This is a genomic window from Pseudomonas sp. H1_G08 (genome assembly GCF_054681355.1).
Map to the genome: position 1 here is coordinate 741334 of NZ_CP162822.1, position 16579 is coordinate 757912.

A 16579-nucleotide genomic window follows, 5' to 3' on the forward strand; every position below is an offset into this window, starting at 1 on the left:
ATTAGAACTCCTGGTGATCACCGGGGCGAAAATTACCAACATTTTCGTCCCAGCGCTATAGCTTGTAAGCCTTGAGTTAGAGCGGTTTTGTAGGACAATCCGACCAAAATGGCGACTTGTTGCGAGAACTTGTGAAACCGCCCGGTCAGCAAGCGACCTGATTCAACGGTGAAACACAGGTTTGCCAGGCATAGGTGAAGTCGCGCAAACGGCCTTGCGGTTGAAAGGTCTGGCGCCAGATGCGCGCCATGCCGAGCAGGTCGGTCGGAGCGGGGAGGATGGGGTTCTGTTCTTCTACCAGCAGCCAGGCGATGGCCGTGGCGTAACGCAGGTTGACGGTCAGTTCCAGATGCGGGCCGCTGAGGAATGCATGCTGACTGGCGAGGCCGCGTACCAGGCTGGCGCGCTCCGGGTCGAGCGCCAGATAATCGTCCCAGAGCGCCTGATGGCGATGCTCGGCAATCCGGTAGAGGCCGTGGCCGCGGCGGTCGTGCAGGGCAGAGCCGAGGGCGGATTGGCTGGCAGCGATACCCAGCAGCAGGGATTCGGCGGTTGCGCAGTGGCGTCCCAGATAGATCAATGTGGGACGGATCACATAGCGGCACAGTTCGCTGGCAGCGATACCCATAACACCCTCGGTTCTTGTTGTTGAGGGCGAGTCCTGAAGGGGCTTTGGCAGCAGTGGATCGAATCAGGCTCGCCGCAAGCGGGTCAAGCCGCTTGAGTTGAAGTGTAGTGTCATATTCAGCGTGTAAAGGACTGTTTTTAAAATATTTCCGCCATCGCATACCGGGCGTTAGATCGGAACATGCTTAGAAGCGTTGCGCTAAAAGTGAAATATCAGGCAATAAAAAGCCCCGCTTTTCAGCAGGGCTTTGCTTTTGCAGCCTGTCCGGCTTTCAGGCAACCAGTGCCTGACGGGTACGCTCGATCACGGCCTGCAGCGGTTCGGCGCTGGAGTATTGATCGGGGTACAGACGCTCGCTGTGACGAGCGATACCGTGTTCATTGACTACGGTGAAGCTGAAGCAGCCTTTGCGAGCGGCCATGATCAGGCAGTTCATTGGAGCAAAAGCGTTGGTTAGGGTGCGAATGGCATCCTGAGTCTGGATTTGAGTAGACATAGTTATTAGGTGTTCCTACAAATGACACGGATAAGAACCGTGCAACGTTAAAACGTTCCAGTAACGTTGATCACCATTGATCGAACGAAGAACCCGACTGGAACAAAGCAGCCAGTTTGAAGCGCTGATAAGTGAGCGCGCTTGGGCTGGCAGGTAGGTACTTAGGAGGACAGGCATCACAGCGAGGGCAAAGGTTCTGGGCCCGGGGTGAAGATCCTGATCAATTTGCAGGTTGGTTCGGTCAGAGTAAGTGTTCTTCGCAACGCCCTTTGCTTTCGTTCAAAGGCAGCGTCGTCGCAAGAGTTACCTGGAAACCATCGAGGGGTCGTTCCCGCTTTTTTCGGCAGTGTCTTCCTGTTGGAAGTTGACCGTGGGAGATGTTCGACCGGAATTGACTTTCAGCTTGGTACTAACGCCGCGGATAGTAACGGATCCGTTCGGGCGAAGCAAACCCCATGACGAAAAAAGCTTCGCACGGAATGGTCGTGTCACACCGTCCGTCGGCGTGCATGCTTTTCGCAGAGCCTTTCGGTCGTTCGCAGCTGCGCAAAATGACCCCAAAAAGCGCACGCATATAACCGGCGCACAGGTACTTGTGCACATTAGTTGCGCAGAGCGTAACGCAACTGTCACATCGATCCTGACTCCAGTCGCTGCCTGTATCAAAAGTTTAAGTCAATGAAAAATATCGTCTTTTTTTGTTGGTGAAAAAATCGTCAGTTTGACTGCGAGCCCCATTCCATAAGGCTTTGCGAGGATCACAGAGCGGTTGTCCACTGACTTATCCACAGCTTCTGTGGATTGTCCCTAGCGCTTGCTCTAGGACGGGCGTGCCGGGTTTTTTTCGACTTTACCTGTAAGAAAAAGAGAGTAAAGTGGCGCGCCTTCCGATCTGTCCCGCAGTGCTTTATGAAGTTTCGCTCAGTATCAGACTCTGTTACCTCCAATCCGACCTCTGTTACCGCTCCCAAGCGTTTTTCCGTACGTGTGGCTGAGTGGCTGCTCGATGCGCCGCGCCTGAGCGACAGCCCCAGCGCCAAACACCTCGCGGGCCGCCTGCTCAAGCAACCGGCCCGTGAAGGTGTAGTCGCTGCGCAAAGCCGTCTCGGCCAATTGATCTGCCGTGAGTGCGGCAATGCCCGTGACCGGCGTATCGGTCAGGAGCTGCTGCGTCAGGCCGCCCGCGCCGGTGACCGTCGCGCACAGCAGGAACTCGGTCTGATCGAAGACTGAGCTGTCCAAGCCCAGACACCTTGGTTAACCTTCAGGCTTTATCCGATTGGCAGGAGTCGCTATGGCTATGGACTTGACCAGCATATTGCTTGGTCTTGCGGCAGCAGGGGTGCCGCTGCTGGCGCTGGCCTGGCAACTGCAACGCCGGGCCAGCAATGCCCAGGCCGATCTGGCCTTGCTCGAGGAGCGCCTGGCGATGGCGCAACTGGCCCAGGACGGCCTCACCGCGCAGCTTGAAGCGAGCCGCGATGAAATCGCCGATCTCGGCCAGGCCAATGCCGCCAAACAGGCAGACCTCGCCGCCCTGCGCCGCGAAGTCGAATTGCTGCAGATCGAGCGCGATGACGCCCGCGATGCCTCCCACGCCTGGAACCTCGAACGCGCCAACAAGGACGCTGAGTTGCGCCGCCTCGACGCCCACGCTGCCTCGCTGAGTGCCGAACTGCGCGAACAACAGGAAAGCCATCAACAACGTCTCAACGACCTGCAAGGCTCGCGCGATGAGTTGCGTGCGCAATTCGCCGAGCTGGCCGGCAAGATCTTCGATGAGCGTGAGCAGCGCTTTGCCGAAACCAGCCAGCAGCGGCTCGGGCAGTTACTCGATCCGTTGAAAGAACGCATCCAGTCCTTTGAAAAACGCGTGGAAGAAAGCTATCAGGCCGAAGCCCGCGAGCGCTTCTCGCTGGCCAAGGAGCTGGAGCGTTTGCAGGCATTGAACCTGCGCCTGAGCGACGAAGCGACCAACCTGACTCGCGCGCTCAAGGGCCAGAAAACCCAAGGCAATTGGGGCGAACTGATCCTCGAGCGCGTTCTTGAGCATGCAGGTCTGGAGAAGGGCCGCGAGTACCAGACCCAGGTCAATCTCAAAGGCCCGGACGGTGAACGCTTCCAGCCCGATGTGATCATTTATCTGCCCGGCGACAAGCAAGTCGTGGTCGACTCGAAAGTCAGCCTCACGGCCTATCAACAATATGTTGCGGCCGATGACGACACCCTCGGACAGATCGCGATCAAGCAGCATGTATTGTCGCTGCGCAATCATGTCAAAGGTCTGGCCGGCAAGGATTACAAGCGTCTGGAAGGCCTGCACAGCCTCGATTTCGTTTTGTTGTTCGTACCGATCGAAGCGGCATTTTCCGCTGCGTTGCAGGCTGAGCCTTCGCTGTTTCAGGATGCTTTCGACCGCAATATCGTGATCGTCAGTCCGACTACGCTGTTGGCCACGCTGCGGGTGATCGACAGTCTGTGGAAGCAGGAACGGCAGAGCCAGAATGCCCGGGAAATCGCTGAGCGGGCGGGTTGGCTGTACGACAAGTTCGTGTTGTTTATTCAGGATCTGGACGAAGTGGGCAATCGTCTGCAGCAACTGGACAAGGCTTACAGCTCAGCGCGTAACAAGCTGACAGAGGGGCGCGGTAATCTGGTCAGCCGCAGTGAGCAGTTGAAGTTGCTTGGGGCGCGGGCGAGCAAGAGCTTGCCGGCGGATTTGCTGGAGCGGGCGATGACGGATGTTGATGGGTTGGTTGAGTTGCCTGAGTAAATCCAAAGGCTCGTTTTTTTCTGGCTGATTGGGGGCATATCCGTTGCTGCGGGCGTGGCGGCTGGCGGTTTCGCCTGACGGCGACTTACTTTTTTACAAGCGCCAAAAAAAGTAAGCAAAAAACGCTAGCTCCTGCGTTCGGCCCTCGCAGGCTCGGGTTCCTTCGCTCCGGGATCGATCCGGGCGCAGCGGCTACGGTTTGCTTCGCTGCACCTCCTTCCGCTGTGTCTGGCTGCGCCAGACGGTCGCTGCGCTCCCACGCCCGGATCAATCCCTCCGCTCAGCCTTCCGACGTCGCCGGTGGATCAAGATCAAAAGCACTCGAGCTTGCGCTCATTGTTGAGTGGGGCGGCTGCGCCGCGGGCAGCTGCGCTGCCTTGCTTTTGCTTTTGTGGGAGCGAGCCTGCTCGCGAAGGCAATTTGCCGACCAACCATTTCACTCAGATATCGACGGTCCAACTGTAGGAGCTGCCGAAGGCTGCGATCTTTTGCTCTTGCTCTTGCTCTTGCTCTTGCTCTTGCTCTTGCTCTTGCTTTTGCTGTTCTGTGGGAGCGAGCCTGCTCGCGAAGGCGTCTGCAAGGTTACCTTTTACAACGGCAAATACCGACTCAGCAGTGCCCGCAACGCCGCCGGCTTCACCGGTTTGGCCAGGTAATCCAGGCCCGCAGCATGCACTTGCGCTACGGTCTCCGGGCGTCCATCCGCGCTGATTACCACGCCGGGTACCGGCTCGCCCAGGCGTGTGCGCAACCACGCCATCAGCTCTGTGCCGGTATCGCCGTGGTCGAGGTGATAGTCGACCAGCGCCAGTTGCGGCCGCACGCCTTCATTCAATATCGCTGCGCATTCTTCGCGATTGCGCGCCGTCCACACTTGGCAGCCCCAGCGGCTCAACAGGCTGTTCATGCCGATCAGGATGCTGTCTTCGTTATCGATGCACAGCACCTGCGCGCCGCTGAGCATTTTGCTGTTCGGTTCGACCGAGGCGCTCGCCGCAGGTGTTTGCGTGCGCGCCAGCGGTACCGTCACGCTGAATACACTGCCGCGCCCCGGCCAGGAGCGAACGCGCAGGGTGTGCCCGAGCACGCGGCACAAGCCGTCGGCGATCGCCAGACCCAGGCCCAGACCTTTTTCGGCGCGGGTCTGGTGGCTGTCGAGGCGTTTGAATTCTTCGAAAATCACTTGTTGTTTGTCTTCCGGAATCCCCGGGCCGCGATCCCAGACTTCCAGACATAACTCGCCACCGCGCCGACGCACGCCCAGCAGCACCGGGCCTTTGGCGTAGCGGAACGCGTTGGTGAGGAAGTTCTGCAGAATCCGCCGCAGCAGTTTGATGTCGCTGTCGATGCGCAATTGACTGCCGCGCACCCGGAACGTGAGCTTTTGCTCTTGGGCCAGCGCCTTGAACTCCGCGCCTAGGGTGTCGAACAGTTCATTGACGACGAACGCTTTGCGGTCCGGGTTGATCTTGCCGTTTTCCAGGCGCGAGATGTCCAGTAGATCGCTGATCAGGTCTTCCGCCGAGCGCAGCGAGCTGTCGAGGTGTTGCACCAGCTGCTGCGCCTCTGCGCTCAAGCCTTCGTTCTGGTGGGAGAGGGCGGCGGAGAACAGCCGTGCGGCGTTCAGCGGTTGCATCAAGTCATGGCTGACAGCGGCGAGGAAGCGGGTTTTCGACTGGTTGGCCGCCTCGGCATTGCCCTTGGCTTCGGTGAGCGCGACGTTGAGTTGCGACAGTTCCTGGGTACGCTCGCTGACCCGTTGTTCCAGCCCTTCGTTCGCCTCGGTCAGCGCCTGTTCGGCTTCGCGGAACGCGGTAATGTCGGTGAAGCTCATGACAAATCCGCCGCCGGGCATCGGGTTGCCGATCAGCTCGATCACCCGGCCATTGGGAAACAGCCGTTCGGAAGTGTGCGCGCGGCCCTGACGCATCCAGTGCAAGCGTCGCGCGACGTGCACTTCCGCTTCGCCGGGGCCGCACAAACCGCGTTCGGCGTTGTAGCGAATGATGTCGGCAATCGGCCGGCCGACGCTGATCAGGCCGTCGGGGTAGTTGAACAGCTCCAGATAACGCCGGTTCCACGCCACCAGTTTCAGCGACTGGTCGACCACGCTGATGCCCTGGGTGATGTTCTCGATCGCGCCTTGCAGCAGCGCTCGGTTGAACTGCAGCACTTCCGAGGCTTCGTCAGCGATTCGGACTACGTCCTCCAACTGCATTTCCCGACCTTCGATGGCGGCCTTTACTACGGCGCGCGTCGAAGAAGCGCCAAGGACACCGGCGAGCAAGCGTTCGGTGTGGGCAATCCATTCGCTGTCGGCGTTCTGGTTGGGGTTGAAACCCTTGCCCTGACGGTAGGCGAAGCGAATGAAGCTCTGCCGCGCACGTTCTTCGCCGACGAAACGCGCCGCCAGTTGCAGCAGATCGTCGATCTGCACCGCCAGCATCGAACGGGCATTAGGCCGCGCGCTGATTTCCTGACCGATGAAGCGCCCGGCTTGCCAGTGCTCGGAAACGCGCGTGCGCGACAGCACCGAGACCCAGGCGAACAGGGTGAAATTACCCGCCAGCGACAGCACCACGCCTTGGGTCAACGGGGTGATCGGCAGGTTCAGCGGATTGCTGTGCAGCCACGCCAACCCCGGAAAACTCGCCAGCGACCAGCCGAGACTGTGCGCGGCAATCGGCAGCACCAGCGTGTAAAACCACAGAAACGTCCCGGTAGCGAGCCCGGCGAACACGCCACGGCGGTTGGCCTGTTTCCAGTACAGCGCGCCGAGCATGGCCGGCGCCAGTTGCGTTACCGCCGCGAAAGCGATCTGGCCGATGGTCGCCAGGCTTGCGGTCGAGCCGAGCAAGCGATAACTGACGTAGGCCAGCAGCAGAATCACCACGATGCTGACCCGGCGCACCGAGAGCATCCACTGGCGGAACACTTCGAACGGGCGCTCGGCGTTGTTGCGGCGCAACAGCCACGGCAGCAGCATGTCGTTGGAGACCATGGTCGACAGGGCGACGCTGGCGACGATCACCATGCCGGTCGCTGCCGATGCGCCGCCGATAAACGCCAGCATCGCCAGCGCCGGATGGGCCTGGGCCAGCGGCAGGCTGATCACGAACGAGTCGGGCAGCACATCGCTGGGCAGCATCATCTGACCGGCAAGGGCGATCGGGACTACAAACAGTGCGGCCAAAGCCAGATAGGCGGGGAAGACCCATTTCGCCAGTCGCAGATCCTGCGGGTCGATGTTCTCCACCACGGTCACGTGAAATTGCCGCGGCAGGCAGATGATCGCCATCATCGCCACGCCGGTCTGCACCACCATCGATGGCCAGTTGATGGTTTCCTTCCAATACGCCTCAAGGCGCGGGGCGAGCATCGCCTGATTGAACAGGTCGTCGAAACCGTCATACAGGCCGTACGTGACGAAGGCGCCGACGGCGAGAAAGGCGAACAGCTTGACCAGCGATTCGAAGGCAATCGCCAGCACCATGCCACGGTGATGTTCGGTGGCGTCGAGGTTGCGCGTACCGAAAACGATGGTGAACAGGGCTAGCACCAGCGACACGATCAGCGCCGTGTCCTGAGCGCGGGTGCCCATGGCATCGGCGCCGGCGCCGATCAACAGGTTCACGCCAAGGACAATGCCTTTGAGTTGCAGGGCGATGTAGGGCAAGACGCCGACGAGACAAATCAGCGCCACCACCACCGCCAACGATTGCGACTTACCGTAGCGCGCGGCGATGAAGTCGGCGATGGAGGTGATGTTCTCCTGTTTGCTGATCATCACCATTTTCTGCAGGACCCACGGCGCGCCGACCAGCAGCAGGATCGGCCCGAGGTAGATTGGCAGGAATGACCACAGTTGTTCCGCCGCCTGACCGACCGCGCCGAAGAACGTCCAACTGGTGCAGTAAACCGCCAGCGACAGGCTGTACACCCAAGCGCGCACCCGTGGCGGCAACGGCGTGCTGCGACGGTCGCCGTAGAAGGCGATGGCGAACATGATGGCCATATAGGCCAGGGCAACGACGGCGATCAGCCCGGTGGACAACGACATGCAGCACTCCCGACAAAAGACTCCCCGGCACTCCTGCCCGGGCGGACAGTCTCGCACGCGCGCGGCGGTTAGTCAGTGTCGACCAAGGTCGTGGCGTGGCGGGGTGTCGCAGGCGGGGTACCGGGTGGTTTTTGTGGTGCCCGGGCGGGCCTCTTCGCGAGCAGGCTCGCTCCCACTTTCTGGAATGCATTCCCTTGTGGGAGCGAGCCTGCTCGCGAAGGCGTCAGTCCTGCCGCAATGCAATATCGATCAACCGATGCAACTCATCCACCTCCAGCGCCGTGGCCGAAAACAGAATCCGGAACACCACCGGCGCCACCACCAGATTGATCAAGCGGTCGACACTCGGTGTGTTTTCATCCGGATAGCGATCGACAATGGTCTGCAACTGCGCACCGATGATCGCCACGCAATAGCCGGGCGTAGCGCTGGCCTGCACGTCGCGCATCATGTTGCGCCCGACCTCCGAGCTCATCTCGTCGAGATATTGCTCGGCCCAGGCGCGGATATCGCCGCGCAGGCTGCCAGTGTTCGCCGGCTCGCTGTCCGGGCGCATGCGGGCGAGGGCGACGTCCGCCAGCAACGCCGCCAGATCACCCCAGCGGCGGTAGATCGTCGACGGCGTAACCCCCGCGCGGGCGGCAATCTGCGGGACGGTCACGGTGGAACGTTCCTGCTCTTGCAGCAGCGCATTGACCGCCGAATGAATCGACTCCTGCACCCGGGCACTGCGGCCACCGGGGCGTAAACCTTCTTTAATAGCCATGCGGCAGACCTTAACACAAAGAATTTGCTTTAAGCGCTGGGCGGTAGCACACTCCGCAAAAGCAAAAAATTAGCTTTTGCGGAGTATGCCCATGACCAGCCCCTTGAATAGTGTCGCTTCCCACCGGTCCAGCTTGTGGTTTCTGGCGATCACCTTACTCAGTTTTCTCGCCGCTTCCACCGCTCCGACGCCGTTGTATCACTTGTATCAGGATCAGCTGCATTTCTCGGCAGCGATGTTGACGCTGATCTTCGCCGTTTACGCTTTCAGTCTGTTGGCGGCGTTGCTGACGGTTGGTTCGCTTTCCGACCATCTCGGACGCAAACCGGTGATCTTCAGTGCAGTGCTGCTCAATGCGCTGGCGATGCTGCTGTTCATTTATGCCGACAGCGTGTCGTGGTTGATCAGCGCACGGGTGCTGCAAGGTTTCGCCACCGGCATGGCCACTGCCGTATTGAGTGCAACGCTGCTCGACACCGACCGTCAGCAGGGGCCGCTGATCAACAGTGTCGCGCCGTTACTCGGGATGGCTTTGGGCGGTTTGGGCTGTGGCTTGCTGGCAGAATTCGCACCGGCGCCGTTGCAGCTGACCTATTGGTTGCTGTTGGCGTTGTTCGTGTTGCAGGGCGTTTATGTCTGGCGCCTGCCGGAAAGTGTCTCGCGGCAAGGTGGGGCGCTGGCGTCTTTGCGACCGACTTTGCACGTGCCGGTGCAAGCGCGTTCAACGTTGTGGCGAGTGCTGCCGCTGAACACCGCAACCTGGGCGCTCGGAGGTTTTTATGCCTCGCTGGCACCGTCGTTGGTGCGCACCGCCACTGGCTCTACCTCCAATCTGATCGGTGGCGCTACGGTCGCGGCGCTCACCGTGACCGGTGCGTTGATGATTTTCATGATGCGCAATCGTCCAGCCGCTCAGGCGCTGCGGCTGGGTGCGAGCTTGCTGCCGATCGGGCTGGTCCTGATCCTCCTCGGCGTGCATGGCGCCAGTCTGTCGCTGTTTTTCTTTGGCACCCTGGTCGCCGGTTGCGGCTTCGGTTCGGGTTTCCTCGGTGCGGTACGCAGTCTGGTGTCGCTGGCCTCGCCACACGAGCGAGCCGGGTTGATGTCGGCGTATTACGTGCTCAGTTATCTGGCGTTCTGTCTGCCGGCGCTGCTGGCCGGGCATCTCGCTCGCAGTTTCGGGTTGCTGGCGACCACTGATGGTTACGGCGTTGTATTGATCGTGCTGGCCGTGGCTGCGCTGCTGCTCAGTCTGCGTCCGCAGACAGGCAGAGTTTGCAGCGCTCCTTAAGCGCGTGTAGATACTTATCTGCAAAACAGATAACAGTTAGAGATATTACCCGTTATATCGATATTCGATTCGGATCTACCATTGACTCAACCTCACCAGAGGACAGGAGTTCATGATGATTTGCCCCAACAGTGTCACCCCCGGCTACAAACCTTTCAGCCAGCTTCAGCATCCGCGCGAAGTGATCCGCCAGTTCACGCCGAACTGGTTCGCCGCGACCATGGGCACCGGTGTGCTGGCATTGGCGCTGGCCCAGTTGCCGCTGGCCATTCCCGGATTGCGCGCTGTGGCCGAAGGGCTGTGGCTGTTCAACATTCTATTGTTCAGCTTGTTTACTGCTGCCTACGCCGCGCGCTGGATTTTGTTCTTTGACGAGGCGCAGCGGATTTTCGGTCATTCGACTGTATCGATGTTCTTCGGCACCATTCCCATGGGCCTGGCGACGATCATCAACGGCTTTCTGTTGTTCGGGCTGCCGCGCTGGGGCGACGGTGTCATTCAGCTCGTTGAAGTGTTGTGGTGGATCGATGTAGCGATGTCGCTGGCCTGCGGTGTGTTGATTCCGTACCTGATGTTTACCCGTCAGGAACACAGCATCGATCAGATGACTGCGGTCTGGTTGCTGCCGGTGGTGGCGGCGGAAGTGGCAGCGGCCAGCGGCGGTTTGCTCGCCCCGCATCTGACCGACGCCCATGCGCAACTCGTCGTACTGACCACCAGCTATGTGCTCTGGGCTTTCTCCCTGCCGGTGGCGTTCAGCATTCTGACCATCCTGTTGTTGCGTATGGCCTTGCACAAACTGCCCCACGAAAACATGGCCGCGTCGAGCTGGCTCGCCCTCGGTCCGATCGGCACCGGTGCGCTGGGCATGTTGCTGTTGGGCGGTGAGGCGCCAGCGATTTTTGCCGCCAATGGCCTGGCTGGCGTCGGTGAAATCGCTTCGGGCCTGGGCCTGGTGGCGGGGATTACGCTGTGGGGGTTTGGTCTGTGGTGGATGTTGATGGCGCTGCTGATCACCGTGCGTTATCTGCGTGACGGCATTCCGTTCAACCTCGGCTGGTGGGGCTTCACCTTCCCATTGGGCGTGTATTCGCTGGCAACGCTGAAACTGGCAAGCGTCCTCAGCCTCACGTTTTTCAGTGTGTTCGGTACGGCGCTGGTGATTTTGTTGGCGGCAATGTGGCTGATCGTCGGCAAGCGCACCGTGCAGGGCGCGTGGCGTGGCGAGCTGTTTGTCTCGCCGTGTATTGCAGGTTTGAAGAAATAATCCGAAAAGTTTAGGTAAGGTGTGGCCTGGATCGTGGTGCGGGATTCCAATAACAAGCACCCAGGCCTCACTACCTAACATCAGGAAACACGGAAGATGAGTCACCCCTCACAGTTCAACCTGTTGCGCACCCGGCGCTTTTTGCCCTTCTTTATTACCCAGTCGCTCGGCGCGTTTAACGACAACGTGTTCAAGCAGTCGTTGATCCTCGCCATCCTCTATCGGTTGACCATCGAGGGTGACCGCTCGATCTGGGTCAACCTCTGCGCGCTGCTGTTTATCCTGCCGTTTTTCTTGTTCTCGGCGCTGGCCGGGCAGTTCGGGGAAAAATTCGCCAAGGACGCGCTGATCCGTCTGATCAAACTCGCGGAAATCGCCATCATGGCCGTAGGATCGATCGGCTTTCTCTTCGATCATCTGTCGTTGATGCTGGTGGCGCTGTTCGCCATGGGCACGCACTCGGCGCTGTTCGGCCCGGTGAAGTATTCGATCCTGCCGCAGGCCTTGCGCGATGACGAACTGGTCGGCGGCAACGGTCTGGTGGAAATGGGCACGTTTCTGGCGATTCTCGCCGGGACCATCGGCGCCGGGATCATGATGTCGACCGAGCACTACGCGCCGGTAGTCTCCGCCGCGATCGTCGGCATTGCCGTGCTGGGTTATCTGGCCAGCCGCAGTATTCCGCGCGCGGCGGCCTCGTCGCCGGAAATGCGCCTGAACTGGAATATCTTCAGTCAGTCCTGGGCGACGTTGAAACTCGGTCTGGGCCAGACGCCTGCGGTGTCGCGCTCGATTGTCGGCAACTCGTGGTTCTGGTTCGTCGGGGCAATCTATCTGACGCAGATCCCGGCCTACGCCAAGGAATGGATGCACGGTGACGAAACCGTGGTCACGCTGATCCTGACCGTGTTCTCGGTGGGCATCGCGCTGGGTTCGATGCTCTGCGAGAAGCTCTCCGGGCGCAAAGTCGAGATCGGTCTGGTGCCGTTTGGCTCGTTTGGCCTGACCGTGTTCGGCCTGTTGCTGTGGTGGCATTCCGGTGGGATCCCGGACAGCGTCACCGGCCATAGCTGGATTGCGGTGCTGGGCTTCGTGCACACCTGGGCGGTGTTGATCGACATCCTTGGCCTCGGCATTTTCGGTGGCTTCTATATTGTCCCGCTGTACGCGCTGATCCAGTCGCGTACGGCTGAAAACGAACGGGCGCGGGTGATTGCCGCCAACAACATTCTCAACGCGTTGTTCATGGTGGTGTCGGCGATTGTTTCGATCGTTTTGCTGAGCGTCGCCAAGCTGTCGATCCCGCAACTGTTCCTGGTGGTGTCGCTGCTGAACATCGGCGTCAACGCCTACATCTTCAAGATCGTTCCGGAATTCAGCATGCGCTTCATGATCTGGCTGCTCAGCCATTCCATGTACCGCGTCGAACATCGCAACCTTGAAGCGATCCCGGACGAGGGCGCGGCGCTGCTGGTGTGCAACCATGTGTCGTTCGTCGACGCCTTGCTGATCGGCGGGGCGGTGCGTAGGCCGATTCGCTTTGTCATGTACTACAAGATCTACAACTTGCCGGTGCTGAACTTCATCTTTCGCACGGCGGGCGCTATTCCGATTGCCGGACGCCAGGAAGATATCCAGATCTACGAAAAAGCCTTTACCCGCATCGCTCAGTATTTGAGGGACGGTGAGCTGGTGTGTATTTTCCCGGAAGGCAAATTGACCGCCGATGGCGAGATCAACGAGTTTCGCGGCGGCGTGACGCGGATTCTCGAAGAGACCCCGGTGCCGGTGATTCCGCTGGCGCTGCAAGGATTGTGGGGGAGTTTCTTCAGTCGCGATCCGAACAAGGGCTTGTTCCATCGCTTGTGGTCGCGGGTGACGCTGGTGGCGGGGCCGGCTATTACCGAAGGGACCGAGCCGGCGAAGTTGCAGGTGTTGGTGGGGGAGTTGCGCGGATCCGTCAGATAGTTGTTGACTGGACGGCCCTCATCGCTGGCAAGCCAGCTCCCACAGGTTCGATGGTGTACACCAATCTTGTGGGAGCTGGCTTGCCAGCGATGGGGCTGGTGGCTTAAGCGCTGACCTTGAGCCCGATCAAACCGGTGACGATCAACGCCACACTGGCCAGCCGAATCAATGCCATCGACTCGCCGAACAAAATGATCCCGGCGATCACCGTGCCCACCGCACCTACGCCGGTCCAGATCGCATACGCCGTACCCAATGGCAATTCCTTCATCGCCAGACCGAGCAAACCAAGGCTGATGGCCATGGCGGCAACGGTGAGGGCGGTGGGAAGCGGGCGGGTGAAGCCGTCGGTGTATTTCAGGCCGACGGCCCAGCCGACTTCGAACAGGCCGGCGCAAAACAGAATGATCCAGGACATGCAGGACCTCCATCGATTGACGGGGTCGTCCCCAGATGAATGACTCGATCGAGCCGCAGGGTCGTCCCCGCGTTGCGCAATATAGTGACGAGCATTAACCCGGGGATCAAGTTTTCAGCCTCAGTCGACAGCCCGTTGCGCGAGGTTGTCGCGGTCTTCCTTCTCGCTCATGCGCCGGAAGTACGTCGACAGCAGCGCCCCGGAGATATTGTGCCAGACGCTGAACAGCGCGCTCGGCACCGCCGCCAGTGGCGAAAAGTGCGCACTGGCCAATGCCGCGCCCAGTCCCGAATTCTGCATGCCGACCTCCAGTGCCAGCGACTTGCGCTGAGCCAGAGGCAAGCCGAACAGGCGTCCGGTGAAGTAGCCGAGCAGATAACCGAAGCTGTTGTGCAGCATCACCACGGCCATGATCAGCAGGCCGGACTCGGCGATTTTCGCCTGACTCGCCGCGACCACGGCGGTGACGATAATCACGATGCTGACCACCGACACCAGCGGCAACACATCCACCGCATGCCGCACCTTGTCGCCGAGCAGCCGCTGCGCGACCACGCCGAGAACGATCGGCAACAGCACCACTTGCAGGATCGACCAGAACAGCTCCATGAACGATACCGGCAGCCACGCCGAGGCCAGCAGCCAGATCAGCGCCGGGGTCAGTAGTGGGGCGAGGAGGGTAGTGACCGCGGCAATCGCCACTGAAAGCGCCAGATCACCGCGTGCCAGCCAGGTCATCACGTTTGAAGAGGTGCCGCTCGGGCAGCAGCCGACCAGAATCACCCCGACGGCGATTTCCGGCGGCAGGTGGAACACCTGGCAGAGCAACCACGCCACACCGGGCATGATCACGAAATGCGCAACCACGCCCAGCGCCACCCGCCACGGATGGCGAGCGACGGCAGCGAAGTCGTCGAGTTTGAGGGTCAGGCCCATGCCGAACATCACCAGACCCAGCAGCGGTACGATCGCGCTTTTCAGGCCAATGAACCACGCCGGTTGCAGGAAGGCCACGACGGCGAATATCAGAACCCAGTAAGCGAAGGTATTGCCGACAAAGCGGCTGAGTGCAGCCAGTGCGCGCATGGCTTGATCCTTATTATTGGTTACACCACAAAACATTGTGGGAGCGAGCCTGCTCGCGAAAGCGGTGAGCCAGATACATTAATGTTGCTGGCGCACCGCATTCGCGAGCAGGCTCGCTCCCACAGGTTAGATGCTCGTCAGAGTCAGATCCCCTGCGGCATCTCTTCCCCACCCAACGCTTCAACCAGCGCCGGCAGGAAGTCGCCGAAGGTCAGCATCATCAGGGTGAAGCTGGCATCCAGTTGGCCCAGGGCTTCGTCGCCACCGTCCTGTTCCGCCTGATCCTGCAACAGATCCTCGAATTTCAGGCGCTTGACGGTCATCTTGTCGTCGAGCATGAACGACAGTTTGTCCTGCCAGGCCAGCGACAGCTGAGTGACGACTTTGCCGGTGCTCAGGTGCAGCTGGATTTCTTCGCTGGTCAGGTCCTGACGCTTGCAACGGACAATGCCGCCGTCTTCGTGGGTGTCGCGCAGTTCGCACTCGTCCAGTACATAGAAATCGTCGGCGGCTTTCTGTGTGGTGACCCACTCGGTCATCACCGCAGTCGGTGCCATTTTCACGGTCAGCGGACGCACGGGCAGGGTGCCGATCACTTCGCGCAGCGTCGACAGCAGGTCTTCGGCGCGTTTCGGGCTGGCCGAGTTGACCAGGATCAGGCCCTGTTTCGGCGCGATCGCGGCGAAGGTCGACGAGCGACGAATGAACGCGCGCGGCAGAAACGCCTGGATAATTTCATCCTTGATCTGGTCGCGTTCCTTCTTATAGACCTTGCGCATCTGCTCGGCTTCGATCTCTTCGACCTTTTCCTTGACCGCGTCACGCACGACGCTGCCCGGCAGAATACGTTCTTCCTTGCGCGCAGAGATCAGCAGGAAATCCCCGCTGACATGCACCAGCGGCGCATCTTCGCCCTTGCCGAACGGTGCGACGAAACCGTAAGTGGTCAGCTCCTGGCTTGCACACGGCCGCGCCAGTTTGGTCGCCAGTGCAGTTTCCAGCGCCTCGGCATCGACAGGCAGGTCTTGGGTCAGGCGATAGATCAGCAGGTTCTTGAACCACATGGGGCGAGTCACTCCTTTATACAAAGGGGGGCATTATTGTCTTCGCCGGGGCGTAGGCCAACCCTTCTCTAAGCCTTTGGAAGGCCTCGGAAAATTATTTAAAAAAGTGCTTGCCAGAGGTTGGGGTGCTCCGTAGAATGCGCGCCACACCGAAGCGAAGGGTGATTAGCTCAGCTGGGAGAGCGTCTGCCTTACAAGCAGAATGTCGGCGGTTCGATCCCGTCATCACCCACCATTCGTTTCAAGTGTTTAGCGCAGCGGTAGTTCAGTCGGTTAGAATACCGGCCTGTCACGCCGGGGGTCGCGGGTTCGAGTCCCGTCCGCTGCGCCATATTCGGTAACCTGGACCACTGAACGCCAGGTAACCACGGAAAAACCCGCTGATGCGGGTTTTTTTCTGTCTCAAGGTTGTACCCGCGGGATGTATCGTTTCACCGGTTTTCAGATTTTTTTGAAAAATATTCAATTAAATCAACACTTTACGAAAACTTGTGGCATAATGCGCCCCGTAACGAAGCGAAGGGTGATTAGCTCAGCTGGGAGAGCGTCTGCCTTACAAGCAGAATGTCGGCGGTTCGATCCCGTCATCACCCACCATTCGTTTCAAGCGTTTCGCGCAGCGGTAGTTCAGTCGGTTAGAATACCGGCCTGTCACGCCGGGGGTCGCGGGTTCGAGTCCCGTCCGCTGCGCCATATTCGGTATCTGGAACTGAACGCCAGACACCACAAAAAGCCCGCCTTGTGCGGGCTTTTTGCTGTCTG

12 protein-coding genes and 4 tRNA genes are annotated in these 16579 nt (G+C 59.9%); 9 read left to right on the forward strand and 7 right to left on the reverse strand.

The window, feature by feature from the left end; all coding sequences use genetic code 11:
• Window positions 1–145 precede the first annotated feature (145 nt).
• Both AB4N85_RS03445 and AB4N85_RS03450 read right to left on the reverse strand, forming a co-directional pair.
• On the reverse strand, window positions 146–628 hold the full coding sequence (locus AB4N85_RS03445) for a hypothetical protein (RefSeq protein WP_073472662.1): 483 nt from the start codon (window positions 626–628) through the stop codon (window positions 146–148).
• Between the two features lie 271 nt (window positions 629–899).
• Window positions 900–1124, reverse strand: a complete 225-nt coding sequence (locus AB4N85_RS03450; RefSeq protein ID WP_016773719.1) for a hypothetical protein — start codon at window positions 1122–1124, stop codon at window positions 900–902.
• A gap of 909 nt (window positions 1125–2033) precedes the next feature.
• Between AB4N85_RS03450 and AB4N85_RS03455 the strand changes: the two genes are divergently transcribed.
• A complete protein-coding gene (locus AB4N85_RS03455) occupies window positions 2034–2357 on the forward strand; it encodes an SEL1-like repeat protein (RefSeq protein WP_024012181.1) in 324 nt (107 codons plus the stop codon).
• 175 nt (window positions 2358–2532) lie between these two features.
• Complete coding sequence (locus tag AB4N85_RS03460) at window positions 2533–3897, forward strand: DNA recombination protein RmuC (protein ID WP_163012219.1); 1365 nt, start codon at window positions 2533–2535, stop codon at window positions 3895–3897.
• Between the two features lie 589 nt (window positions 3898–4486).
• Here the strand turns inward: AB4N85_RS03460 and AB4N85_RS03465 are convergent.
• Both AB4N85_RS03465 and AB4N85_RS03470 read right to left on the reverse strand, forming a co-directional pair.
• On the reverse strand, window positions 4487–7957 hold the full coding sequence (locus tag AB4N85_RS03465; RefSeq protein ID WP_252869038.1) for a hybrid sensor histidine kinase/response regulator: 3471 nt from the start codon (window positions 7955–7957) through the stop codon (window positions 4487–4489).
• Window positions 7958–8180: 223 nt separating this feature from the next.
• Entirely contained in the window at window positions 8181–8723 is a 543-nt protein-coding gene (locus AB4N85_RS03470; RefSeq protein WP_236169115.1) for a TetR/AcrR family transcriptional regulator, read from the reverse strand.
• 103 nt (window positions 8724–8826) lie between these two features.
• Between AB4N85_RS03470 and AB4N85_RS03475 the strand changes: the two genes are divergently transcribed.
• From AB4N85_RS03475 to AB4N85_RS03485, 3 genes are all read left to right on the forward strand, one after another.
• Window positions 8827–10014: an MFS transporter gene (locus AB4N85_RS03475; RefSeq protein WP_252869540.1), complete on the forward strand. Its 1188-nt coding sequence runs from the start codon at window positions 8827–8829 to the stop codon at window positions 10012–10014.
• Between the two features lie 115 nt (window positions 10015–10129).
• On the forward strand, window positions 10130–11281 hold the full coding sequence (locus tag AB4N85_RS03480; RefSeq protein ID WP_252869039.1) for a TDT family transporter: 1152 nt from the start codon (window positions 10130–10132) through the stop codon (window positions 11279–11281).
• Between the two features lie 96 nt (window positions 11282–11377).
• Entirely contained in the window at window positions 11378–13249 is a 1872-nt protein-coding gene (locus tag AB4N85_RS03485) for an MFS transporter (protein ID WP_252869040.1), read from the forward strand.
• A 103-nt stretch (window positions 13250–13352) separates the two neighbouring features.
• On the opposite strand, the gene sugE is transcribed toward AB4N85_RS03485, so the two are convergent.
• The 3 genes from sugE to rdgC all read right to left on the reverse strand — a co-directional run bounded on the left by sugE (window position 13353) and on the right by rdgC (window position 15817).
• Window positions 13353–13667: a quaternary ammonium compound efflux SMR transporter SugE gene (gene sugE / locus AB4N85_RS03490; RefSeq protein WP_041479526.1), complete on the reverse strand. Its 315-nt coding sequence runs from the start codon at window positions 13665–13667 to the stop codon at window positions 13353–13355.
• A 120-nt stretch (window positions 13668–13787) separates the two neighbouring features.
• Window positions 13788–14753 carry a bile acid:sodium symporter family protein gene (locus AB4N85_RS03495; RefSeq protein ID WP_130900882.1) on the reverse strand — a complete coding sequence of 322 codons (966 nt, stop codon included), beginning with the start codon at window positions 14751–14753 and terminating at the stop codon, window positions 13788–13790.
• A 143-nt stretch (window positions 14754–14896) separates the two neighbouring features.
• Entirely contained in the window at window positions 14897–15817 is a 921-nt protein-coding gene (rdgC, locus tag AB4N85_RS03500) for a recombination-associated protein RdgC (RefSeq protein WP_024012190.1), read from the reverse strand.
• A gap of 159 nt (window positions 15818–15976) precedes the next feature.
• Here rdgC and AB4N85_RS03505 point away from each other — a divergent pair.
• From AB4N85_RS03505 to AB4N85_RS03520, 4 genes are all read left to right on the forward strand, one after another.
• A tRNA-Val gene (locus AB4N85_RS03505) sits at window positions 15977–16052 on the forward strand.
• A 19-nt stretch (window positions 16053–16071) separates the two neighbouring features.
• Window positions 16072–16148: transfer RNA gene (locus AB4N85_RS03510), tRNA-Asp, on the forward strand.
• Window positions 16149–16338: 190 nt separating this feature from the next.
• Window positions 16339–16414: transfer RNA gene (locus AB4N85_RS03515), tRNA-Val, on the forward strand.
• Window positions 16415–16433: 19 nt separating this feature from the next.
• Window positions 16434–16510: transfer RNA gene (locus AB4N85_RS03520), tRNA-Asp, on the forward strand.
• Window positions 16511–16579: the final 69 nt, after the last annotated feature.